This is a genomic window from Enterococcus sp. LJL128 (genome assembly GCF_056924295.1).
This window is the reverse complement of the sequence record NZ_JBXPBP010000004.1, coordinates 211,824-234,007: the sequence shown is the minus strand read 5'-3', so window position 1 is coordinate 234,007 and position 22,184 is coordinate 211,824. Positions and strand designations below refer to the sequence as shown.

Below are 22,184 nucleotides of genomic sequence, written 5' to 3'. Positions count from 1 at the left end.
TGAGGCTGTCGGTTAAACTGCCGGCAGACCTCGTTTCCTCTTTAAGAAAGGATACATACATGAAGAACACAAAGAGAATCACACAATTAATAGCATTTTTATACATAATCAGTTTTGGGGTATTTGGCGGATTACGGGTGTGGGCAGAGGAAAGCAGTACCTCAACAACCCAGCGTGCGTCTGGATTTTCCTATGAAAGTCTTCTCCCAGAGAACCAACATAGCGATGCCAGCTACTTTGACTTACGGATGACGCCGGGGCAGGAACAAACCGTTCAGATTGAATTACGCAATCCTTGGAAAAATCCGATTGATGTAGCTGTAAATCTCAGCGGTGCTAAAACAAATAGTAATGGTGTTATTGAATATGGTCCCAATGAACTCGAAAACGATGCGTCCTTGAAGTATGATTTCGAGAAAATCGTGACTGGTCCTGAAAAAGTAACCATCCCTGCTGAGAGTAGTATCATGGTAGATTTAGCAATCAAAATGCCGGAGGCAGGTTTTGATGGAGTGATTGCTGGTGGAATCCAACTGCAGGAAATTGAAGGTGAAGATGCACCAAGGGAAGATGGAATGGTGGTCAATAAGTATGCCTATGTCATTGGTATGCTATTGAGTGAAACTGATACAGTGATTGATCCGGATATGAAGCTGAATAAGGTCTATCCTGAACTGAACAATGGTCGAAATGCTATTTTTGTTAATTATTCCAATATTCAGCCTGTATATACAGATGATATGACTACGGAAGTTCAAATCATGAAAGCTGGGTCAGAGGAAGTTGTTTATGATACGAAGAAGGCAGATATGCGGATGGCACCTAATTCGATGTTTGACTTTCCGGTTTCATTAAATGGGGAAGCGATGGTTGCGGGCGACTATAACGCACATATTTTGGTAACGACAAAAGCGGGAGGCCGTTGGGAGTGGGACCAGAAATTTACAATTACTGATGAAGAAGCTGAAAAATTTAATAGTCAAGATGTAGGGCAGATCCAAGAAAGAGGTATTAACTGGCTGCTGATTGTTTTAATCGCTGGCGGTGTTTTTCTATTACTACTGATTATTTTCCTCATCGTACGTATAGTGAACAAGAAGAAAGAGCAGAAGAAGCAACTACAAAAAAGAAAGAAAAAAAATGGGCGGAAGAAGGCCTAATCACTAGAGGAGGATAGGAAAACATGGGAGTATTGGATTGGTTATTTGTCGGCGTCTTGTCTGCCGCTATCCTCTGTTTATTAGTTACTTTGTTTTTGATAGTTTTGTCTATGGGAACTGGAAAAAAAGTCAAACTGTTAAAACAACGAAAACCAAAGAACAAGCGGAAACGGAAACGCCTGAAACGGGAAATACGTCAATTAGAGAAGAAAAAGAAAAAGCAGCTTCGCAATGGGATTCTATTACTTTTGACTGCCGGTGTCTTGGCCGGAGGTGCCTTTTATGCCCAGTATTATCAGGCAACAAATCTAAGTGACTATGACTCGGAAAATGTGGTGCAGGCATACTATCTTATGAGTGAAACAGAAGGCGCTGTGACTCAGGTAAAGGATGGGGAAAATCAGGTCAAAGCTGAGAAAACCTTACGGGAACTGGCAGCCCGCTTAGCAAGCTATGGCGGGATTCGTTCCAGTACACGGATTACGACGGAAGGTCAGCTTTTGTTAAATCGCTACTATACCTCTGTCAAGGAGCTAGGGTTGAACTTAAACAGTCAGACGAAGGATACGTTACAGCATCAGGAAACATATGACGGATTTTTAAAGGACATTACAAAAATAACGGAGCAGCAAAAGAAGGTCATTGATTACTTTGGTATTAACGAGTCTGCATTACAGCAGAAAAAATAAGGTGGAATCATCATGGTAGAAGCAGAGACCCAGGCTAAGAAAAAACACAGGAGAACTGATAAAAACCAGTCGCTATCTACCGCTAAACCCCAAAAGAAGACTCCGCACAAGAAAGTGCAGAAACATACAGGTGCAAAGCCGCCGGCACGTGGTGGACAGAGTAGAAAACGCGTAAAGAAGAATCAAAGAAGGTCTGAAGCCGCTTCTAAGAAGGCACACGACAGTTCTGTACCAGCGAAGAAAAGGCTCTCCCCAAAAAAAATCGGTCTCTCAAAGAAGAAGAGGCGTGCTAAGCGGAAGAATCTTAGAAAAGAGCTGACAATTACAGGAGCGGTATTTTTGATATTGCTGTTTATCGGCAGTCTGACAGTGTTTTCTGTATATAAGCAAGAAGGCTACTCTATGACACAAACACTTAGAGATAAAGACCAGCTGTTTGTCAATCGATTGGGGGTTCCGCGTCGCTATAGCCTGGTGTTGTTTCGAGAACCTCAAAAAAAGGAGCTGTCGATTCGCCGGATAATCGGTCTTCCAGGGGAAACGGTTAGTTACAAAGAGGATGAATTGTACATAAATACAGAGTTAAAATCTGAATTCTTTCTTGCCGATGCCCGACAGCTTGCGAATGAAAAAGGTTATTTTTTAACAGATGACTTTTCAACCACTGAGCTGCCTGAGTTATCCGAAGGGATTATTCCCGAAAAATCATACTTTGTGATGGGGGATAACCGTCAGTTTTCTACAGACAGTCGGCATTATGGGGTAATTCAGGCAAAAGATATTGTGGGTGTTGTAACCATGCGTCTGTTACCACTCCATAAGCTTCGACAATTTTAAAGAAAGTAGTGCAGCAGATGGAATCAAAAGGAAAACAAAGAAGAAAGAACGGACCACCAAACAAACAGCTGCAGCTGCAACAAAAAAAGAAAAATAGAAAACGGCCCAAACGCCCGGAGCAGCAACACCAGTCGGTAAATTTGGTATCTAATGCCCTATTTCTAGTGTTTGTTTTGTGCTGCATCTTCTTTTTTTTACGAATAAAAACCCATCAAGTAGATGGCCAGTCAATGTCTCCCACATTGGAAAATCAGGATCGGATTTTTGTTTTTAAGAAACAACTGCCGAATCGCTATGACTTAGTGACCTTTCAGCCAGGTGCAGATAAGAAGGAATCCTATGTGAAGCGAGTGATTGGCATGCCTGGAGATACGATTTGGGTGGAAGGAACATCGCTGTTTATCAACCAACAGATTACTGAAGGAACCGTATTGACAGATGGCTCGGCAACGGAAATGCCGGATGGTACCTTGAAGGTCAATCTGTCGGAGTCTTTAGTTAGTGCTATCCAACCTCTGTCAGTTATACCAGCGGGACACTATTTTGTCTTGGGGGATAACCGCAATCATTCCAAAGACAGCCGAGCATTGGGTTTTATTAAGGAAGAACAGCTTGAAGGGGTTGTCCTTTATCGTTATTATCCTTTTACGAAGCTGGGCCGCGTAAACTAAAGAAAAAGAACTAGAACTAAACAAAGAAGAACAGGCTGGAATCAATTGATTTTCAGCCGTTTTTTATCAAAAGAAATTGAGGTGTAGTATGGGAAAAATCAAGCAGCAATTAAAAGTAAATGGAGTGTTCGGCGTAGCGAACTTCGTCTTGCCGGTGCTCATTTTAGCCTTTGTCTATTGGCAGGCAGATATTTATCTTGGAAGTGAACGAAGTGTGTTAACTAGTGACAGCTTCACACAGTATTCCCATTTTTTAGCTGGGTTTCACAATGTTTTAAAAGGGGAAGGCAGCCTATTGTATACATGGTATGGCTCGCTAGGATTAAACTATTGGGCATTTGCGGCCTATTATCTGGGCGGGATTTTTACCCCGCTAGTGTACTTTTTTGACAATGCGTCAATGACCGATACATATTATTTATTAACCCTGTTGAAGTTTGGCTGTATCGGTCTTTCAGCCTGGATTTTTGCAGGCCAAACCTTCAAGGTTCCTCGGTGGGTACAACTGATTCTAAGTCAGTGTTATGTGCTGATGTCCTTTACATTGGTCTATTCAGAAGTCTTGATGTGGCTGGATGCGGTCATGTATCTGCCTTTAGTTATTTTAGGAATTCATCGTTTAATGGATCAAAAGAAACCGACGCTTCTTTTTGTTTCTTATTTTCTGTTGTTTGTATCGAATTTCTACATGGCCTTTATTGTGGGAGTATTTTCATTTCTCTATTATTGGGCGCGCTTTTCTATCAAACCCAGAGAATACAAAGGAAGTATCCTTTCCTATTTTGTAACCTCCTTTTTAGCAGGAGGTGCTTCAATGGTGGTCATTTTACCAACCATTATGGACTTGCAAAACAACGGAGAAGCCTTAAGCCAAGCTGGGACATTAAAAACAGATGCGACTAGCTGGTGGGATTTACTTGTAAAAAATATGGTGGGTGTCTATGATACTACGCAATATCAAGGGATTCCCTTTATTTATGCGGGTCTATTGCCGTTACTTTTTGCTCTTTTCTATTTTGTTTCCAAGAAGTTTTCTTCACGGGAAAAGCTGGCTTATGGCGGGCTGCTGGGGGTCTTGGTTGCCAGCTTCTACATTGAACCGTTGAACTTATTCTGGCATGGAATGCATTCGCCGAATATGCTGCTTTTTAGATTTAGTTTCCTCTTTTCGTTTCTTGTTATTCTTTTAGCTGGCTATGCTTGGGAAAAGGTGGAAAAAGCAGATATAGACAAACTGTCCATGCTGCTCTTTATCTGGATTGGCTTATTAGCAGCCTTTAACTTTTGGCGTCTGATGTTTGGCGGCAGTAGCTATACTTATATCTATAAAGATTCCTTTATCTATACCTTTGGTTTTCTGATTGCCTATTTGGTGCTGCTGACTCTGTTTTATAAGCAGAACCGCTGGCAGAAAGTAGTTGCGGTTGGCTTAGTTGGTCTAACGATGGGTGAGCTATTTCTCAATACCCGGAATATGATTATCGGGTTAGGAGAGGAGTGGGGCTATCCCATGACATCACTATATGAAGAGCCCTATGCACCACTAAAGGAGCTAGTCGACCAGACGAAGGAAGCAAACGACAGCTTTTATCGTATGGAAAATCTGGACAAGCTGTCAGAAAATGAAAGCTTTAATTTTGGATACAGTGGAGTTTCCATGTTTTCCTCCATTCGGAACCGTCATTCCTCCATTTATATGGCCGATTTAGGCTTTCGTTCTTGGGGAACGCAGCTGAGTGTCCGCTATGATAACAATACGATTTTAATGGATGCGCTGACCGGCATTAAGTACAATATTTCAAAAGAGGATCCACTAAAATACGGTTATACTTTACAAGCAACCAGTGGTGAATATGGTCTTTATGAGAATGCGTATGCTATGCCGTTAGGGATTTTAACAAATGATACGATATATGAAGAAGATGCGGTGGCAAATCAGACCTTACTCTTCAATCAATTATCTGGTCAGTCCACCGAATACTTTGATTTTACCAAGCCTGAAATAACGAGTATAAAAAATTCTGAACAAACAACAGGTGAGATTAAAGGCAATGAAACCTTCATTTTTAAACCGAAAAAGAAAAATCAGAGTCAGGTAATTACTTGGCAGGTGAAGGTTCCCGCAAAAACACAAGCTTACTTTAGTCTGTATCCTACTTACCATGATGAGCTAGGCTCGACAGAGGTGAAGTTGGAGGTTGCCGGACAGGACTATACGTCAACGATTAATGTCACTGGACAGTTTTACCGCCTAGGTTATTATGAGGAAGAAACCACAGTGACCTTTAAAACAGAATTCTTCAATCAATTGTATGAAGAGGAAGAAAACTGGTATGTAGAGATGTTAAATCCGAACATTGTCTTTTTAGATACAGAAGTCTTTGGTCAAGCGATGGAGAAGATGCAGGATAAGGGAGTGAACTTGAAAACCGAAGGACGAAAGGTTAGCGGGGAAGTAAATCTTTCAGAAGATCAGGTGCTATTCACTACGATTCCCTATGATAAAGGCTGGAAGGCGTATGTAGATGGGGAGGAAGTCGAAATTCCTTTATTTAAGGAAGCCTTGCTAACGTTGCCGTTGACAGCTGGCAAGCACACGATTGAGTTTGTCTTTATGCCTCAGGGCTTTGTGCTGGGTGTGGTTCTATTTGTAGGCTGTATGCTTCTGTTTCTTGGGTACAGTTTCTGGCTGTATCGGAGGCGCACACGCATAGAAGGTGGTCAAGAGCCGAATGTATTAGAAGGACAAGGAGAGGGTATAAAAGATGAAGAAAATTAGTAGCTGGCTTATCCTAGCGGCACTATTCATAGTAAGCGGCTGTACTCAGGAAAAAGCAAAAGAGGACTTGAATGATGTACCTAAGGATGAAGCAGGTTTTATCTGGCAAGCCAAACGTGAAAAAAACTGGGGGGAGTATACATATAGTATCCCTTCCAGTGAACTGGATCAGGACTTAGCGGAGCGGTTCAGTGTAGAGTTAACGCCTGTCTTCCATGACTTGCAGGCAGTTATCCAACAGGAGTTTCCTAAGGAAAATTTAGCGATGGAGCTAAATGAAGAACAGATTACAGCAAAAGAAAATCAGCTGACGCTAGTAAGCGGAACAGGTTTTTGTGAAGAGGGTACCGAAGAGTTAGCAGCTTCAGGTATCCTGCAGGCAGTTTATAGTTATGACTCTGAAAAGAAATTGGTTCGCCTAATGAGTCAGCAGTTGGAGCTGGTGAACTGGACAGGGAAGGGTCAGTATTATGGCAAATCATTGGAAGGAACTGTTCGTAAAATTGGAGAAATTCTTGAGATTAAGGGACTGGACCAAGTGATGTCGGACTTTGAAAAAAAGCTGGCGGACAAAGAGAAATTAAAAGGACAGTTAATAGAACTGTACAATGATGAGGAAGAAACGAGCACCATTAGTCGTAGTATCCGAGTAACTTTCAGTAAAGAAGAAGGGCTGCCGGAAAAGATTTATGCCGATGTCATTGATCATCGAACATAGATAAAGTTTGGATGTAGAAATTAGACAGATTGAGATGCGCCCCTAAGTTAGACTAAAAGTCTAACTTAGGGTTTTTTAATGGATTATTATGAGGATGGAATAAGAAGATATGTCGTCAAAGCTTAATTACAAGGGAAAAGAAGCTGTGAAGAGCGTAATCTCGACCACCGCTTATTCGAATTTAGGCATACTAAGAGTCTGGAATTTATTGTTATTCCAGACCCTCAAGCTTTACGAGCATATTCCAAATTTTGTACTGTCAACCAAGTGTGGCGAGCTGCTGCTGTTTTATGAGATTAGTTTTTTATATAAATATTCTATGAAAATACTACCATAAGCCCGGCTCGGTCTGAACAACGATTTCTTCTTTTGAAAAAGGGTGAATCAAATGAAGTTCAAAGGCATGAAGCATAAGCCGCTGATTCGCTGCTCCTCCATAAAGCGAATCGCCAATAATGGGATAGCCATTGCCGCTCAGATGAACACGAATTTGGTGGGTTCGTCCGGTTTCTAGTGTACAAAAAACTGAGGTTTTATTAGTTTCTGTATTATAAAAAGCTTTCTCGATGTGAGTGACAGCAAAATCGCCTTTACGATTGTCAATCACTCGTTTGCGCCGGTCGTGACGATGTCGGCCAATCTTATCTCGGATTATCCAGTGCTTTTCAGGAATTTCACCTGCAACGACTGCTTGATAACGCCGGTAGATTTGTTTGTTTTCCAGCATGCGGCTAAGAATTGGAAGAATAAACTGATTTTTAGCGAAAACAATGCAGCCGCTAGTTTCTCTATCTAGGCGATGAACGACGAAAGGAAAGTCCCCCTTGGGAGTAAGATAGGCCGCCAAGTGATTCAATAGGGTATCCGTTTCATCTGGCTCATTAGGATGCGTTTTAAGCCCGGCAGGCTTATTCAAAATAATTAAGTGTTCATCTTCAAACAAGATATCTAAAGAAACTGCTTCACCAATCTGACTCTTTGGTGCAGGATAATCCTCTGCTTCAAAATGTAGGATCAAGGTATCGCCAGCTTGGGGTGAATGCTGAAATGACACAGGCTGCCCACTAATAGACACGCCTTTTCGAGTACGCAGAAAATGACGTACTTTTCTTGGCACCAGCCACTCCTTTTCAAGGAGCTCTAAAATCGTCATAGACTGAAAGTTATCTGGTAAAGTAATTGAAATATCCATAGCAGGTTCTCCTTTATGTAGTTAGTAAAATAAATGAATACTCTGTTTTTTTAGTGTAACAAATCCATAGAGAAGGTCAATACAAAATCAAGGGTTCGAGAGTTTGGGACATAAGTAAATGCCTGAACTCTTCTTTCTCTAAAATCCGAATAAACGGCGTTCCAAAAGTAGCTCTCTCGGAAATAAGCCGAACTATCTCAAAAATATGAAAAACTATTTTCGGATAATCCGTCATATTTCTCGGAGCTAAACACTTTTGTCTCGACCTCCTGAACCCTTTCGGAACATACAAAAAGACCCGTCCATTGGGGGTGGACGGGAAAAGGAGTTAAAAATGAAAAAGTGTTGTGTTAGGGTTGGTAGTTTAAATGTTTTTAACAAATAAACTGTTTTGTTGGTATGTCTATATAGTACAAGTTAAATATGAATTTTTTATGGATGTTTCTTTTCAAAAGTGTAAAAAATTTACTAACGAATGATTAAGAAATCCTTTAAACGGGTTAAGTATTATTAATCAGTCTATCTTTTAGAACAAAAGAAACAGGCTTTTAAGATAAATACAAAAGGCATCAAATTGAATTAATAGAAAGCGGAAATATGTCCTATAAGAAAAAATCATGCTGGATTAAAAGCTAAGGTTGTGACAGAAGTGGTTAGCTTCAAACACCAAGTAGGTACTTTTCATCATCTGTTCTGCTCAAAAGAGCAATTACAGTGATTCTAAGCAATAAAGCGGAAATTCCGAAAATGACAGGAAACACGAAGGTAAACCATTCGATGTTGACTGCTTCCTACCTGGTGTTTCCCAAATTTTTGCGAATTTCCGCCTTATTGTCGAAGAACCTTGAAAAACAGTGGTTTACCACTGATGTTGAGCGGACATCGATGCAGCTCGCTGCTAGTAGTTACTTCTGAAACACCGTTTATCCGAGTTTAAGGGACTGAGCATACTAATGTTGAATAAAGAAAAAAAAGACCCGCTCTTTGGGGGAGAGCGGGAAAGGAGTTAAAAATGAAAAAGTGTTTGTTAGGGTTTGTTTATTGGTATGAGCTAATAATACAAGGCAAATGTGAATTTTTTGTGTAGGAATCTTTTCAAAAGTGTAAAAGATTTACTAACGAAAACATAAGAAATAGCTGTACAGCCAATCTATTCAATGAAAAGTAAAAGAAATAGCGTATCTTTTATTCTGAAATTATAGCAATAATTAGGCTGCTTTCTGAACTGAATTAGAGAGAAGATTAGCTTTTTGTATTTTTTTCTAGTAGTAACAATGAACACTTTCAGCTCTTTTTACCGAGGATAGCGGTTTATACCAAGTTGTTGAATATAATCTAAGGATTTATTTCGATGCTCCATAAAGATTATTTCATCTTCAAGTAGTAAAGCTACAATTTACGGATTCTCACTAAAAAAAGTTTTAAATTTATAAATATATTTATCCTCCAGCCAAAATCTTTTTTTCGAATAGAAGAGAAGTTTTTAGGAAATGGTTAAACACTAAGTAAGAGTTTGCTCTAACTACTTAATAAGATGAACCTAGTCAGAATCGATAAAAAGGCGGATTTCATTTGAGGATAGCAGCAAAAACTATCTCTCACTCATTTTCCACAAATGCCAAACCTTGGAATAGTTTCTACGGTAAGCTCATAGAAGCTTTAAATCAGGAGTAGTTTATTTTAGAAAAAACAGCCTTTAGTTTAATAAACTACAAAAAAAGACCCGCTCTTTGGGGGAGAGCGGGAAAAGGAGTTAAAAATGAAAAAGTGTTTGTTAGGGTTTGTTTATTGGTATGAGTTAATAATACAAGGGAAATATGAATTTTTTATGTAGGAATCTTTCTTTAAATGTAAAAAAAGGTAAAGAAGACATTAAGGCTTGTAAAATAGAAGCTGTTTTCTTTGAATTTCCTCCCATTGAGCATTTGAAATAAAGTTAAAAGTAGTTATATCCGTCTATTTGTATGTGATTTACTTTTGTAGGGAGTGACTTTTAGATGCATCAGAATTTATATCATTACAAGTTAGTTCTACTTAAATAAGCACAGTTAATGAAAGAGTACACAAAATTCCGTAAGGTTTTAAAATTAAGAGAGGGTTAAGATGATTTTTGAAGTGAAAATAAAAAAGGACCCGCCCTTTGGGGGAGGGCGGGAAAAGGAGTTAAAAATGAAAAAGTGTTTGTTAGGGTTGTTTATTGGTATGTGTTAATAATACAAGGAAGTTGTGAAATTTCTATGACGGATTCTTTGATAATTTTAAAATTATTTATGATGGAAGTTTTTTATTTTTAAATGAATGATTAACTAAGAATGGCTGTCGGAATGGTTTGTATTTATTAGATAGGAAGTTTGAGTAAGCAAAATATAGCATAAAAATTGGAAGGAAATAAAATTCTGAAAGGACGGATGCTATGACTTTTTTGTTATAAGAGAGCAGTTGGAGCAAAGAGGTTAAAGTACATATTTAAGCAAAAATTGAAGGAAGCCTACGAAATATGGAAATGGAATTTTATCGTAAGCTGAATTGAGGATTAATACATCATAGCAAAAACTTAATATTTTCTACACAGAAACAGGCTGAATATCCTTACGTTAAAGGCATCCAGCCTATTTCAAATATATAAAAATAAATTTTGACCCAGTATTTGACCCAGTACAACTAAAAATTCACATGACTTATAAATTTTTCCAAAGTCTTTTCTCTTTGATTGTCTGACAGATGGGTATATATATCCATTGTAGTTTTTATATTTGAATGTCCTAACCGTTCAGAAATTTCTTTGAACGGAGAGCGAAGCGATGAAATTCAAAGATTTATGTAAAGTATTAGGTGAATATACAGTAGTCCGCGTTCGAAATTCCGATGGCTGCCTGATGGCTGAAGTTGTAGCCGCTGAATTAAGTAATTTTCCTTTTGGTGAGTACGCTCTTTTCTGGCTGATTGAAGGAAGGGAAAGAACGTTTGATGATACAAGCAAAGTAACTGATTTATCTAAGCAGCAGCGGGAAGAGCTATGGGGAGATATCCGAGAAATGGAATCATTTCATAAACTGTCTACAGGGAATATAGAAATTAGAGAACTTGATGAAGAAGAGAAAAGAGTTTTGACCGAAGCCATAGGGTTATTGGATACAGCGGAGAAAGATGTTTTTATGTCTATCTATGGTGAACAGAACACAGAAGAGTTAACAGCAGAATATCTTGATATGACTAAATCAGCAGTGAAGTATTACAAGAAGCGTATCCAAACTAAGATTGATGAATATAATAATGTCGGGTATCAGCTTAGTTTCTGCTAACTATCCAAAACCCACTAACATATAGAAGGTTAATCATCACAGAGAAGGACACACAAAACAGGAAAGCTTCATGCTGATGTTTAACTGATTATCGCTTGTGGATTGAAATAAACTAAGAATAGGATGACTGTTCCAGTGCCGTTTACTATGCTTTACAGGCTGGTGGATTTCTTCCAGTGGGGACAATGGGAAATACAGATAGTTTGTTTAATCATCTTGAAGCAAATGGGTGGAAAGCTCTTCCTGAAGTAAATGGCTATATTGATGCAAAACGAGGGGATATCTTTATTTGGGGTAACCGAGGTGCTTCAAGTGGTGTTGCGGGACATACTGGTGTCTTTGTAGATTCCGAGAAGATTATTCATTGTAATTTCGGATATAACGGGATAACTGTTAATAACCATGATCAAATCTGGTCATATAATGGTGGACCGGCTAACACAATTTACTGGTATCAAGGAAACACAACTGGAGAAATTGCGGAAGGCTTTAAAGTAGGGCAAAAAGTGAAACTACTTAATCACGCAACACAATACCAAACTTTAGAACGTATTCCGTCTTGGGTTAAGAATAAGACCTATACAGTTCAGCAAGTAAAAAATGTAAATAATCCAAATTCTAAAAAGGCGTATCTGTTGAAGGAAATCAGTAGTTGGGTTCTTGAGCAAGACTTGACATAATTGAAAATAGAAGGAAATATCTATTTTAGTACTTTTCAAAATCTCTAAAATTAGAAAATAGAACAACCCGGTCTCAAATTAATGAGATCGGGTTGTTTTTTTCGTTTTTAAGAATTTCAAAAGTACATCTCGTGACGTTATCGACTTTTGAAATATAAAAAAATATAGGTTACCAAATTTTTTCAAATTCTACTTAGAGTGAGACATTAGACATCAAGTTTTTCTTTTAGTGCTTCAGTAAGAGTTTGTGAGAAGTTGATATTCTCTTTTTGCGCCATTTCTTTCAACCACTCTGGAATAGTTACATTTGTTTTGGCTCCTTTTGAATGATATTTTCTTCTGTGAGCAGCCATGTCTACACCTATTAAAGCAACTTGCTTGTTTGGAAATTGCTCTTGAATTTCTTTTACAGTAGAAGCTTTAGGCGCCTTTTTCTCATCTTCTAATGATAAACCAAGAACTTCTTCCGCCATCTCATATGCTTGCTCAATAGAATCTCCTTGAGTGATTGCGATAGGAACATCAGGGAATTGAACTAAAATGTAATCACCGTCTTGTTCGAATGTGGCTGGATAAACTAACTTTGTTGCCATATTATCAAACCTTTCTTTATAGTTGAGAGTATACCACAGCTTCAAGCGTGCGGGCTATTTTAAGCCCGCTTGCTTGAGAATGCTTTGTTCCAATCCTTTTCCTAAATCCTTATTGTGCATGGGGACTATAGTAGTAAGTTTTGTTTTCGGATTGTACATTTTACGGTGGCTTCCTACTTGCTTTACTGCTTGAAAGCCATTTTGTTCTAGCAGTTTTATCATCTGCTTTGCTGTCATTGGCATACTCTCAACGCCTTATCTATATTTATGTTATACGTATATTATGCGTATAAGTCAATGGGTTTATTAAAGAAATATCAGCATTTTCAATTATTCTTATAGTATAATCATCTGGATTGGAGTGATAAAAGGTGATTAATTAATATGATGAACTATTAGAGCAACTTAAAAATGGTGAGATAAGCGAGTTTGATGTGCAAAACAATGACTTCTTTCTATTTAGAGAAGCATGGTTAAAAAGAGAAGACAGAATAAACTTTGTAGGGGAAGCACATCATGGCGGACATGTTACTTATAGATATGAAAAAGACTAACAATTAAGTTAGTCTTTTTTTAAAAGCTCTTTTATATCCTCGTTTTGCTCCATAATAAACCAGTTTTGTTCAATAAGTATTTTTTGATATTCTAGTTGTTTTTTTTCTGGGTCTCTGCTTACAGTTTGGAAATCATGCATTATTTTTTCAAGTTTTTCTTGATTCAGTTCACTTCCAAGCAAACCGTACTCTTTTAACGCTGATTGTGAACTATTCAATGAAGGTTCCTTCTTTTTAGCCTCTACAGTGTTGACACCAATCAGCAAAATATTAATAAAACAACTTAAAACCAATGCCCCAATAAGTAACTTCTTTTTCATTTTCTTCCTCCTAAATTTTTCTTTTACTTGTTATTCTAACATACTTGAGCAAGAGGTTTCATTACAAACTCACGAATAAACGAATTAGGATTTCTAACCGTGAATTTTTCAATGATTAATTGATTTCTGCTGTTATAGTGTCCGAAGACTGACAACTCAAAAATACCATCATCTAAGAACATAATTAAATTTGCGAGATCACGCCGAGCAACAAAACAATTAATATCTTCATTTTTTGTATGCAAGGTAAAACGAACAAGAATTTTAGGGAAAGCAGAAACTAATCTGATTTTATCTGCAATACCCGTTACAGCTCTTTTATTCATTATTAGAATTCTCCTTTAATTTGATTAGCTCTGTTAATGTAGTATCACGCCTTATTCCCTTTGTTGAAAAATCAGATAACTTATTCACTTTCTTAAAGAAATATTTCGTTACCTTTTCTTCAAGTGTTAACTCGAAAATGTGGAAGTGGTCAGGCTCTTCAATAGGAAAGGCGGCAATATAATCACGCCTACTTCCAGAGTAAAATGTCCAAATGTTATAAACAATATCATCAATAAAAACTGGATTAGCCGATAATTTCCGAAAGGGTTTTACATTCTTTTTATAGAAATACTGATAAGCAGAAGTTACTTCTTTTAAATGAACTGTTTTTACATATCTCATAACTATCACCTTGAAATCATTGCACGAACGTTTGTTTGATTTGTTTGGCATGAGATATTTCACGAAATGAAAATAAAAATTGTTTAATCTCGCAGCGCCAGTTTTTGACCTAGAATTTAATGTAACAGAATGATATAGAATGAAATGGGGAAACTCTATAAAACCTTATATGACAGTGTTTTTTACGCAAAAGAGAACAGATTAATACATCATAGCAAAAACTTAATATTTTCTACATAATTTCAAAAGAAAATCATGGTAAAATAGCTAAAACCCTGCCTCTGTATGTAGTAAAATCATGCGTAGGACGTATAGAACATAGGGGAATATATGTTAGAATATGTGAAAACAAGGAAGAGGAGCACTTATGGATTTCAAAGAAATTATGAAAAAAGCCGGTTCGGGCATCAAGCGTTTCTGGAATTGGCTAAAACCATATTTAGTACGTTTTCATAAATGGAGAAAACGGATTTGGAAAAAATACCAAATTAATAAAATTATTTTGCTTCTAGGCATGGTAGCGGTATTAATAACCAGCATCTATTTATTTACGCTTGCGAAGGCAGCCAATGTTGGCACGCTGGAAGATGGGTTGAAGGCTCAGGCAACAACTATTTACGATGAAAAGAATGAAGAAGCTGGAAAGCTTTTTGGACAGAAGGGGAATTTTGTTGAATTAAGCCAGATTTCTCCTTATATTCAAGATGCAGTAATTTCCACAGAGGATAAAAACTTTTACTCTCACGGCGGTTATGACATTAAAGGGATTTTAAGAGCGTTGGTGGGACGAATCACTATGGGAAGAGTTGTTGGAGGCGGAAGTACAATTACGCAGCAACTGGCTAAAAATGCCTATTTAACGCAGGAACAAACGTTTGACCGAAAGGCAAAGGAGCTGTTTCTGGCAATCGAAATTGAAAAGAAATATTCAAAAGAGCAGATACTGGCTATGTACCTTAACAACTCTTATTTTGGAAATGGTGTCTGGGGAGTCGAGGACGCTGCGAAAAAATATTTTGGCGTTAGTGCAGCAGAAGTTAGTATTGGCGAGGCGGCTACATTAGTTGGTATGCTGAAAGGTCCAGGTATTTATAATCCGATTGACAATCTGGAAAATTCAGTGAACCGACGTGATACAGTTCTCCAGCTGATGGTTGAAAACGGGAAGCTGGATCAGGCAACAGCAGACAGTGAAGCGGCTGTAGACATGGCCAGCATTCTTTATGATGGTTATGCAGGCTCAGAAACAGACTATCGCTATCCTTATTATTTCGATGCGGTGATTGATGAAGCAGTGGACCGTTATAATATCAAAGAAGAAGATTTACTGAATAAGGGTTATAAAATATACACTGCATTGAATACCAGCTATCAGGAAGCGATGAACCAGACCTATCTTAATACAGCGCTGTTTCCTCCAAACGCAGAAGATGGCGAACTGGTGGAAAGCGGCTCGGTCGCATTAGATCCTAAAACAGGAGGGGTTCAGGCAATTATTGGTGGTAGAAAAGAACATGTATATCGCGGGTTTAACTTTGCGACACAGACCAAACGTTCACCTGGTTCTTCTCTAAAACCGATTTCTGTATATACCCCAGCTTTAGAGGCAGGCTATGATCCTAGCAGTATTCTTGTAGATCAGCTGCAGGACTACTATCCAGCTGAAAACTACAGCCGAACATTCAGCGGTGAAGTGCCGATGTATCAAGCGCTGGGAGAAAGCTTGAACGCACCGGCAATTTGGCTGCTGAACCAGATTGGTCTGGATAAAGGCTTTGAGAAGACGAAGAAATTCGGGATTCCTCTCAACGAGTCGGACAAACGTTACCCTCTTGCTCTGGGCAGTATTGAAACAGGTGTTTCACCGTTGGATATGGCTCAGGCATACACAGCTTTTGCCAATGGCGGTCAGCTGTCAGAGGCGCATCTAATTACAAAAATTGTTGATTCTACAGGGGCTGTTCTCGTTGATAAGACAAATACAAAAACCAAACAGATTATTTCAAAGGAAACTGCTGATGAAATGACAAGTATGCTTCTGGGTGTGTTTAGCTCAGGAAGCGGCGTCAATGCAGACCCTTACGGATATGTTATGGCAGGGAAAACCGGAACAACAGAAACCAGCTTTGACAGTACAAAAACAAACGATCAATGGGTTGTCGGCTATACCTCCGACGTCGTAATTGCTACTTGGATGGGCTATGAGCATACGGATGAGACACATTACTTAGAGGGAACAAGTGCAACCTATGCCTCTAGCGTTTTCAATAGTCAGGCCAGTGGGATTCTTCCTTATACAGCACAAACACCGTTTACCATCGCAGATGCTTACACAACAGGTGGACAAGTAGTTGCTGCTGAAGATCAGCAAAGCACGAACCAATGGCAGGATAGTGTGAAGGAAATCGGCGGACAAGTTCAGGAAGGCGCCAAGAATATCGGTGATCAGATTAAAGAAGGCTGGGAAAATGCTAAAGACGGCATCAAAGACTTTTTCGGCGGTCTGATTGGTGAATAAGTTTTTTGAAAAGCAGCAAAAAGGTGTTACAATAAAAGAAACCATTAAGAAAAGAGGACATTTACGTGACAAATATTTATGATACTGCAAATCAGCTTGAACGGGAACTACGCGAACTGAATGAATTTAAAGCACTGGAAGAAGCCTATGGCGCAGTAAAGGCTGATGAAACAGCATTTAATTTATTTAAAGAATTCCAAGGGTTCCAACAGGAATTACAGGAAAAGCAAATGCGTGGAGAAGAATTTTCAGAAGAAGACGCAGAAAAAGCTCAAAAAATGGCAACTGAGGTTCAAACAACAGAGCTGATTAATAAAATGATGGAAAAAGAGCAAGCCTTTAGTACAATCGTTAATGACTTGAATCGCATTATTATGACGCCGATTCGCGACTTGTATAATAACTAAAAACGGCAGCAGTCAGATACAGAATAACTGTTCCATTTAGAAAGAGCAGCGGAATACCTGAAAAGGATATTTCCGCTGTTCTTTTGCTTATATAAAAAGCATGAGGGAGATTGGGAAAAATAAAAAGCGAACGAATTTTCGTATGTTTTTACTGACCTATTTTCTATAAAATGATATGATAAAAGAAATGTCTGAGAAAGGAAGATCTTGGTACGATGAAACTATTACATACAGCAGATTTGCATATGGATCGTTCATTTGAAGGCTTAAACGTTCTTCCAGCTCAATTAGCTGAGCAGCTCCGCTCCGCTAATAAAAAAGTACTGAATAGACTTGTTGATGTCGCGATAAAAAAACAGGTGGATGCAGTAATCTTTGCTGGAGACACGTTTCATCAAAGTAAAACCTCTATTCAGACCCAAACTTATTTAATGGAGGCTCTTCAGCGGCTAAACAGAGAGAATATTCATGTGGTTATCAGCTTTGGAAATCACGACTACTATGACTCAGACCGATACTGGTTTGATTTTCCCGAAAATGTTTATTTATTTGAAAAAGAAGAGGTGGAGACACATTATTTTGTAACAAATAACAATGAGCGGATAGCTGTATCCGGGTTTAGCTATAGGGGGCAGCATCTTGAACAAAGCAAACTGGGAGAGTTTCCACAGAAGGCTTCTGATGCGGATATCCATATTGGGATTTATCATGGCGAACCGGCAGCGGAAGCAGAGTCAAACTATGCACCTTTTTCTTTAAGCGAGATGAAACTGTTAGGTTACGATTATTGGGCGCTGGGGCATATCCATCAGCCGCAGATTCTTAGCGCAGAACCGTTGATTGTTTACCCCGGTACTCCTCAGGGACATACGAAGAAGGAAAGAGACCTTCAAGGAGCGGCAATTGTAACTATCCAGGGCAGTAACGGGACTGTTCATTTTGAACCGGTGGCAGAAGTCAGTTGGGAACGAACCTCTTATGTATTAACGGAATGTAAAACAAAGAAGGCGGCGCTGGCATTTCTGGAAGAAGAGCTTTTGAAGGAAGCCTCTGGGAGGAGCCGGCTGTGTTTGAAGGAGATTCAGCTTGAAGACATGAACCATCTGGGACAGGAGTTTTCTATTTCTTGTGAAAATGGCGAGCTTCTAGGGTACCTACAGACTAAGCTGCCGAAAGAACGACTCTTTGTTTTTAATGTATCAGCGAAGAACTATCCGAGATACCATAAGCTGTTGGTCAAGGCAGATCCGATGCTGCTGGAGCAATTGGAGAATAATTATTTACAGCCGGAGATATTTTCTGAAGAAATGAAGGAGCTTCTAGCGAATCCGACTGTCTCAAATTTGATGCTGAATGATGCTGAATGGCGAAAAAGGTGTATAGAGCTGGCGGACCAGCGTATTCATGAACAATTTGAGCTAGAGGAGGGCAGCTTATGAAAATCCTCGCTATAGATATCGCAGGCTTTGGTAAATGGCAAAATAAGAAAATTGACTTTTCAGAAAAAAATCAATTGATTTACGGTAAAAATGAAGCTGGGAAATCCACAATCTATCAGTTTATCCAAGCTATTTTGTTTGGATTTCCCACTAAGGGTAAGAAAAGAAAAAGCTATGTACCTAAAAACGGCGGCAGCTATGGCGGCCGTTTATGGCTGGAGCATGCTGTATATGGCAAAGTTCAAATTGAACGCTTCAGAGAACTGAATAAAGGCCAGGCGAAAGTATATGTAGAAGAACAAGTTGGCGATGAACGGCTGCTTGCAAAAATTCTTCATCCGTTGACAAAGGAATTATTTCAGTCTGTATTTACCTTTCAGCAGGAGCAGCTGACGCAGTTGGAACGGCTGGAAGAAGAGAATTTGCAGACGGCTTTACTAGCATTGGGAATTTCGGGCAGTGATCAGCTGCTTAAAACCCGGGAGGAATATTTTAAAGCTGCTCAGGATATCTACAAGCTGAAAGGAAGTAGACCCCAGCTGAATGAACGTTTAAAAGCATATCAGGAGCTGTCTGAGAAAATTAGAGCCAAAGAGAACGAGGAAGAACAGTTTACTGCAGTTCTTACTGATTTAGCAGCGAGAAAGGAACAAATTGAAAATAAACGCCTGACAATTGGAAAACAAAAAGAAGCGCTGGCTCTTGCTGAAAAGCAGCTACTGAACTATCCGCTATTTGAAGAATGGCTACAGCTGCAGCAAAAGTCTGGAGATACCAGCATGTTTATTGACGAAAATGAACAGCAGCAGCTGTTGTCGCTTTATCAAGAGCATAAATTCCTTCAAGAAGAGCTGGAACGGCTTAACCGGAATGGTTGGGAATCTGTGGGTGATGAACGATCTGAAGAGTATCTTTTCTATCTAAATGAAGAAGAAAATATCAGATATTTCTTAAGTCAGCGTTATATAATGAATAAGCTGTTAGCTGAAATTGACTGGATGAAGCAGTCTGTGCAGCAAAATAGACAAGAAATGATAGGGTTGGAAAACAAATGGGGATGGTCTGAAACCCAGCCGCCGCGTTTATTTTTTGAAGATCATCAATTGCTGGAGCTGAGAGAGCAGATTATCGAGCGTAAAGTACAGCTGCAGACAGCTCAAGAGAATCATCGTTCCTTAGAAGAAAGTATTGTTAGACAAGAAAAAAATCTAGAGACCTTTGAAGCGGCGAATCAAGAGCTGTTTCAGCGGAAACAGCCCAAGCGACAGCGTTCAACATCTGCTTTATTGCTGCTATCTGTAGTTATTGGAATCGCAGGAGTTCTTGGCGGATTGCTTCTAACAGGACCCCTTAGCTGGGGCAGCTGGCTGCTGGTACTCGTTTGTCTGTGTTTTTTCGGTTGGCAGCTGCTGCGGCCTAAAAACGATCCAAATGACCGAATGAAACAGCAATGGCAGCAAAAGCTGACAGATTTAGATCAGCTGACAGAACGTTTTCATCAAGTGAGTGAATCAATTGATAGACTTCAAGAAGATGAACTGCAGCTTGAGTCATATATTTCACAACAGACAAAAGAAAATCATCTAGGCAGAATGAACCGGCTGGAATATTGGATGAATCATAAAGAGGAGATTAAACGCTATCTTTTACTGCTTCAGACGAATCAGGAGCTACGGCGGCAGCTAGCAGATAATCAAGAGGAATCTGATCAATGGTTGAAGCAGACAGAGCGCTATGTCAACTGGCTGCCGATTGTTGGGAAAGATTTAGGTACGCGAGTTGCTATCCTTAGTGATTTCTCCGACGAAATGGAACAGCTGAGACTGAGACAGGGAAACCAGGAAGATATTTATCGAAAACAAGCGCTTAAGGAAATTAAAAGTAAGCAGCAGGATGTTCTTGAGACGGCAAGACCCTTGCTTTATCAATACCAGATTCTGGGGATAGAAGACGTACCGGAAAAGCTGCGTTATTATCAGCAGAATGAAACTGTTGAAAGCAGAAAAGCTGAACTACAGAGAATTCTGGCTGGTTTGTATCCGGAGCAGGTTGCTAAAGAGCAGTTGCTGACGAAAAAATATCAACTGACAGCTGAGCTTTCTCAATTAGAGGATGACATTTTTAAGCTGCAGAAGGATGAACAGCGGCTGGAATACAAGAAGAAGCAAATGGCTGAAGACGGTAGTCTAGATAATTTTTATCAAGAGCAGGCAGTGATAAGGGCAGAGATAGAGGATTTGGCTGCTGAGTGGAGCAGCTATCGGCTGGCAGGACAGCTGCTGATTGATTTATTGACCGAGCTTTCTGAGCAGCAGCTCCCTGCGTTGTTGAAAAAAACAGCACATTATTTTTCTATTTTGACAGATCATGCATATACAGTTGTTCGCCTTGAAGAGGAGGAGCTTCAGGTTAGGAACAGTTCAGGACAGGACTTTGCAGTTTATGATCTTTCAACAGGAACAAAGGACCAGCTGATAATGTCTGTACGTTTTGCTTTTCTTTCTCTTCAAGGAGAAACGAATCCCTGCCCAGTCTTGATTGATGACGGCTGGCTTCATTACGACAGTCAAAGAAAAACGCAATTAGCAAAATTATTTCAGCATTTTGGTGAAGTACAGCAAATCATTTGTTTTTCTTCTGACCAAGAAATGGTAAGCTATTACCATGAGAATAAACAACCTGTTATCCAATTGGAGGTAGAAAAAAGATGAAAAAAATTCGCGAATTAGTACTAGATGAAGTATTTGAACTATTTCTATTGATAAAAAATGCCGATGTTCGTGTCGCAAAGAATGGGAAGAAGTTTATTGCTTTTACTTTTCAAGATACATCAGGAACGATTGATGGGAAATACTGGGATGCTTCTGAAGAGGAGATTCAGCGATTCGAGGCTGGAAAAGTTGTTCTGCTGAATGGGAAGCGGGAAGTCTATCAAGGGAACCCTCAAGTGAAAATCATTCACTTGCGTCTGGCTCGAGCGGATGAACCGGATCAGCCCGCATTATACATGGAACGGGCTCCTATTAAGCGGGAAGATATGGTGGAAGAAATCAATCAAACTGTTTTTGAAATCACCAATGCCCATTGGCAGCGAATCGTCAGACACTTGTTGACGAAATACCAGAAAGAATTTTTTGATTTTCCTGCGGCTAAAAGAAATCATCATGCTTTTGCCCATGGCCTAGCTTACCATACACTGACGATGCTGCGTTTAGGGAAATCAATCTGTCGAGAGTATGAGGAAATCAATGCTCCGCTGCTTTATGCGGGAATTATTCTTCATGATTTAGGGAAAGTTAAAGAGCTTTCTGGAGCAATGAGCACAGAATATACACTGGTCGGCAACCTGGTTGGTCATCTGGTGCTGGTGGATGAGGAAATTACCAAGGCCTGTGAAGCGCTGAAGATAGATGAAAACGAAGAAGATGTCATTATCCTGCGCCATATGGTACTGGCTCATCATGGACTGCTGGAATATGGGTCGCCAGTGAGACCGAGAATTATGGAGGCTGAGATTCTTCATCAAATTGACAACATGGATGCCTCTATTCAGATGATGCTGACGTCTATTAGACAAACTGATCCAGGAGAATATACGGATCGTATATTTGGAATGGATAACCGTAGTTTTTATGTACCTAAAAATAAGTGAACGG

General features: G+C 39.3%; 18 protein-coding genes and 1 pseudogene. 13 read left to right on the top strand and 6 right to left on the bottom strand.

Annotated features, from left to right (window positions below):
* The first annotated feature begins 59 nt into the window (after nt 1–59).
* The 6 genes from AC1Z3K_RS07660 (at nt 60) to AC1Z3K_RS07635 (ending at nt 6,854) form a co-directional block, all read left to right on the top strand.
* Entirely contained in the window at nt 60–1,160 is a 1,101-nt protein-coding gene (locus tag AC1Z3K_RS07660) for a WxLIP family cell surface protein (RefSeq protein WP_461732380.1), read from the top strand.
* Between the two features lie 23 nt (nt 1,161–1,183).
* Nucleotides 1,184–1,849, top strand: a complete 666-nt coding sequence (locus AC1Z3K_RS07655) for a hypothetical protein (protein WP_461732379.1) — start codon at nt 1,184–1,186, stop codon at nt 1,847–1,849.
* A gap of 12 nt (nt 1,850–1,861) precedes the next feature.
* Complete coding sequence (lepB, locus tag AC1Z3K_RS07650; RefSeq protein ID WP_461732378.1) at nt 1,862–2,686, top strand: signal peptidase I; 825 nt, start codon at nt 1,862–1,864, stop codon at nt 2,684–2,686.
* A 17-nt stretch (nt 2,687–2,703) separates the two neighbouring features.
* A complete protein-coding gene (lepB, locus tag AC1Z3K_RS07645; protein WP_461732377.1) occupies nt 2,704–3,357 on the top strand; it encodes a signal peptidase I in 654 nt (217 codons plus the stop codon).
* Nucleotides 3,358–3,445: 88 nt separating this feature from the next.
* Nucleotides 3,446–6,136: a YfhO family protein gene (locus AC1Z3K_RS07640; protein ID WP_461732376.1), complete on the top strand. Its 2,691-nt coding sequence runs from the start codon at nt 3,446–3,448 to the stop codon at nt 6,134–6,136.
* The gene (locus tag AC1Z3K_RS07635; RefSeq protein ID WP_461732375.1) at nt 6,123–6,854 is read left to right on the top strand and encodes a hypothetical protein; all 732 of its coding nucleotides are present in this window, start codon (nt 6,123–6,125) and stop codon (nt 6,852–6,854) included. The genes AC1Z3K_RS07640 and AC1Z3K_RS07635 overlap by 14 nt, the downstream gene beginning before the upstream one ends.
* Nucleotides 6,855–7,182: 328 nt before the next feature.
* Here AC1Z3K_RS07635 and AC1Z3K_RS07630 read toward each other — a convergent pair whose 3' ends face one another.
* Nucleotides 7,183–8,046, bottom strand: coding sequence for an RluA family pseudouridine synthase (locus AC1Z3K_RS07630; RefSeq protein ID WP_461732374.1), 864 nt, complete (start codon nt 8,044–8,046; stop codon nt 7,183–7,185).
* Between the two features lie 2,801 nt (nt 8,047–10,847).
* On the opposite strand from AC1Z3K_RS07630, the gene AC1Z3K_RS07625 reads away from it, so the two are divergent.
* The gene (locus AC1Z3K_RS07625; RefSeq protein WP_461732373.1) at nt 10,848–11,348 is read left to right on the top strand and encodes a hypothetical protein; all 501 of its coding nucleotides are present in this window, start codon (nt 10,848–10,850) and stop codon (nt 11,346–11,348) included.
* A 137-nt stretch (nt 11,349–11,485) separates the two neighbouring features.
* Nucleotides 11,486–12,028, top strand: a pseudogene (locus AC1Z3K_RS07620) (peptidoglycan amidohydrolase family protein); the annotation flags it as partial.
* 206 nt (nt 12,029–12,234) lie between these two features.
* On the opposite strand, the gene AC1Z3K_RS07615 reads toward AC1Z3K_RS07620, so the two are convergent.
* From AC1Z3K_RS07615 to AC1Z3K_RS07595, 5 genes are all read right to left on the bottom strand, one after another.
* On the bottom strand, nt 12,235–12,621 hold the full coding sequence (locus AC1Z3K_RS07615) for a type II toxin-antitoxin system HicB family antitoxin (RefSeq protein ID WP_426084895.1): 387 nt from the start codon (nt 12,619–12,621) through the stop codon (nt 12,235–12,237).
* A gap of 54 nt (nt 12,622–12,675) precedes the next feature.
* On the bottom strand, nt 12,676–12,864 hold the full coding sequence (locus tag AC1Z3K_RS07610) for a type II toxin-antitoxin system HicA family toxin (protein WP_426084896.1): 189 nt from the start codon (nt 12,862–12,864) through the stop codon (nt 12,676–12,678).
* Between the two features lie 319 nt (nt 12,865–13,183).
* Nucleotides 13,184–13,495, bottom strand: a complete 312-nt coding sequence (locus AC1Z3K_RS07605) for a hypothetical protein (protein ID WP_426084897.1) — start codon at nt 13,493–13,495, stop codon at nt 13,184–13,186.
* 35 nt (nt 13,496–13,530) lie between these two features.
* Nucleotides 13,531–13,821: a hypothetical protein gene (locus AC1Z3K_RS07600; protein WP_461732372.1), complete on the bottom strand. Its 291-nt coding sequence runs from the start codon at nt 13,819–13,821 to the stop codon at nt 13,531–13,533.
* A complete protein-coding gene (locus AC1Z3K_RS07595) occupies nt 13,814–14,164 on the bottom strand; it encodes a hypothetical protein (protein ID WP_461732371.1) in 351 nt (116 codons plus the stop codon). Before AC1Z3K_RS07595 ends, AC1Z3K_RS07600 begins: the two co-directional genes overlap by 8 nt.
* A gap of 367 nt (nt 14,165–14,531) precedes the next feature.
* Between AC1Z3K_RS07595 and AC1Z3K_RS07590 the strand changes: the two genes are divergently transcribed.
* The 5 genes from AC1Z3K_RS07590 to AC1Z3K_RS07570 all read left to right on the top strand — a co-directional run bounded on the left by AC1Z3K_RS07590 (nt 14,532) and on the right by AC1Z3K_RS07570 (nt 22,180).
* Nucleotides 14,532–16,682, top strand: a complete 2,151-nt coding sequence (locus tag AC1Z3K_RS07590; protein ID WP_426084900.1) for a PBP1A family penicillin-binding protein — start codon at nt 14,532–14,534, stop codon at nt 16,680–16,682.
* A 65-nt stretch (nt 16,683–16,747) separates the two neighbouring features.
* On the top strand, nt 16,748–17,089 hold the full coding sequence (locus AC1Z3K_RS07585) for a YlbF/YmcA family competence regulator (protein ID WP_426084901.1): 342 nt from the start codon (nt 16,748–16,750) through the stop codon (nt 17,087–17,089).
* Nucleotides 17,090–17,304: 215 nt separating this feature from the next.
* A complete protein-coding gene (locus tag AC1Z3K_RS07580) occupies nt 17,305–18,528 on the top strand; it encodes a metallophosphoesterase family protein (protein ID WP_461732370.1) in 1,224 nt (407 codons plus the stop codon).
* A complete protein-coding gene (locus AC1Z3K_RS07575; protein ID WP_461732369.1) occupies nt 18,525–21,239 on the top strand; it encodes an ATP-binding protein in 2,715 nt (904 codons plus the stop codon). The genes AC1Z3K_RS07580 and AC1Z3K_RS07575 overlap by 4 nt, the downstream gene beginning before the upstream one ends.
* Entirely contained in the window at nt 21,236–22,180 is a 945-nt protein-coding gene (locus AC1Z3K_RS07570; RefSeq protein WP_426084904.1) for a 3'-5' exoribonuclease YhaM family protein, read from the top strand. Before AC1Z3K_RS07575 ends, AC1Z3K_RS07570 begins: the two co-directional genes overlap by 4 nt.
* The last annotated feature ends 4 nt before the right edge of the window (nt 22,181–22,184 follow it).

Coding starts and splice junctions, on each gene's coding strand:
- AC1Z3K_RS07660 (WP_461732380.1), top strand. CDS start 60: ATGAAGAACACAAAGAGAATCACACAATTAATAGCATTTTTATACATA.
- AC1Z3K_RS07655 (WP_461732379.1), top strand. CDS start 1,184: ATGGGAGTATTGGATTGGTTATTTGTCGGCGTCTTGTCTGCCGCTATC.
- lepB (WP_461732378.1), top strand. CDS start 1,862: ATGGTAGAAGCAGAGACCCAGGCTAAGAAAAAACACAGGAGAACTGAT.
- lepB (WP_461732377.1), top strand. CDS start 2,704: ATGGAATCAAAAGGAAAACAAAGAAGAAAGAACGGACCACCAAACAAA.
- AC1Z3K_RS07640 (WP_461732376.1), top strand. CDS start 3,446: ATGGGAAAAATCAAGCAGCAATTAAAAGTAAATGGAGTGTTCGGCGTA.
- AC1Z3K_RS07635 (WP_461732375.1), top strand. CDS start 6,123: ATGAAGAAAATTAGTAGCTGGCTTATCCTAGCGGCACTATTCATAGTA.
- AC1Z3K_RS07630 (WP_461732374.1), bottom strand. CDS start 8,046: ATGGATATTTCAATTACTTTACCAGATAACTTTCAGTCTATGACGATT.
- AC1Z3K_RS07625 (WP_461732373.1), top strand. CDS start 10,848: ATGAAATTCAAAGATTTATGTAAAGTATTAGGTGAATATACAGTAGTC.
- AC1Z3K_RS07615 (WP_426084895.1), bottom strand. CDS start 12,621: ATGGCAACAAAGTTAGTTTATCCAGCCACATTCGAACAAGACGGTGAT.
- AC1Z3K_RS07610 (WP_426084896.1), bottom strand. CDS start 12,864: ATGCCAATGACAGCAAAGCAGATGATAAAACTGCTAGAACAAAATGGC.
- AC1Z3K_RS07605 (WP_426084897.1), bottom strand. CDS start 13,495: ATGAAAAAGAAGTTACTTATTGGGGCATTGGTTTTAAGTTGTTTTATT.
- AC1Z3K_RS07600 (WP_461732372.1), bottom strand. CDS start 13,821: ATGAATAAAAGAGCTGTAACGGGTATTGCAGATAAAATCAGATTAGTT.
- AC1Z3K_RS07595 (WP_461732371.1), bottom strand. CDS start 14,164: ATGAGATATGTAAAAACAGTTCATTTAAAAGAAGTAACTTCTGCTTAT.
- AC1Z3K_RS07590 (WP_426084900.1), top strand. CDS start 14,532: ATGGATTTCAAAGAAATTATGAAAAAAGCCGGTTCGGGCATCAAGCGT.
- AC1Z3K_RS07580 (WP_461732370.1), top strand. CDS start 17,305: ATGAAACTATTACATACAGCAGATTTGCATATGGATCGTTCATTTGAA.
- AC1Z3K_RS07575 (WP_461732369.1), top strand. CDS start 18,525: ATGAAAATCCTCGCTATAGATATCGCAGGCTTTGGTAAATGGCAAAAT.
- AC1Z3K_RS07570 (WP_426084904.1), top strand. CDS start 21,236: ATGAAAAAAATTCGCGAATTAGTACTAGATGAAGTATTTGAACTATTT.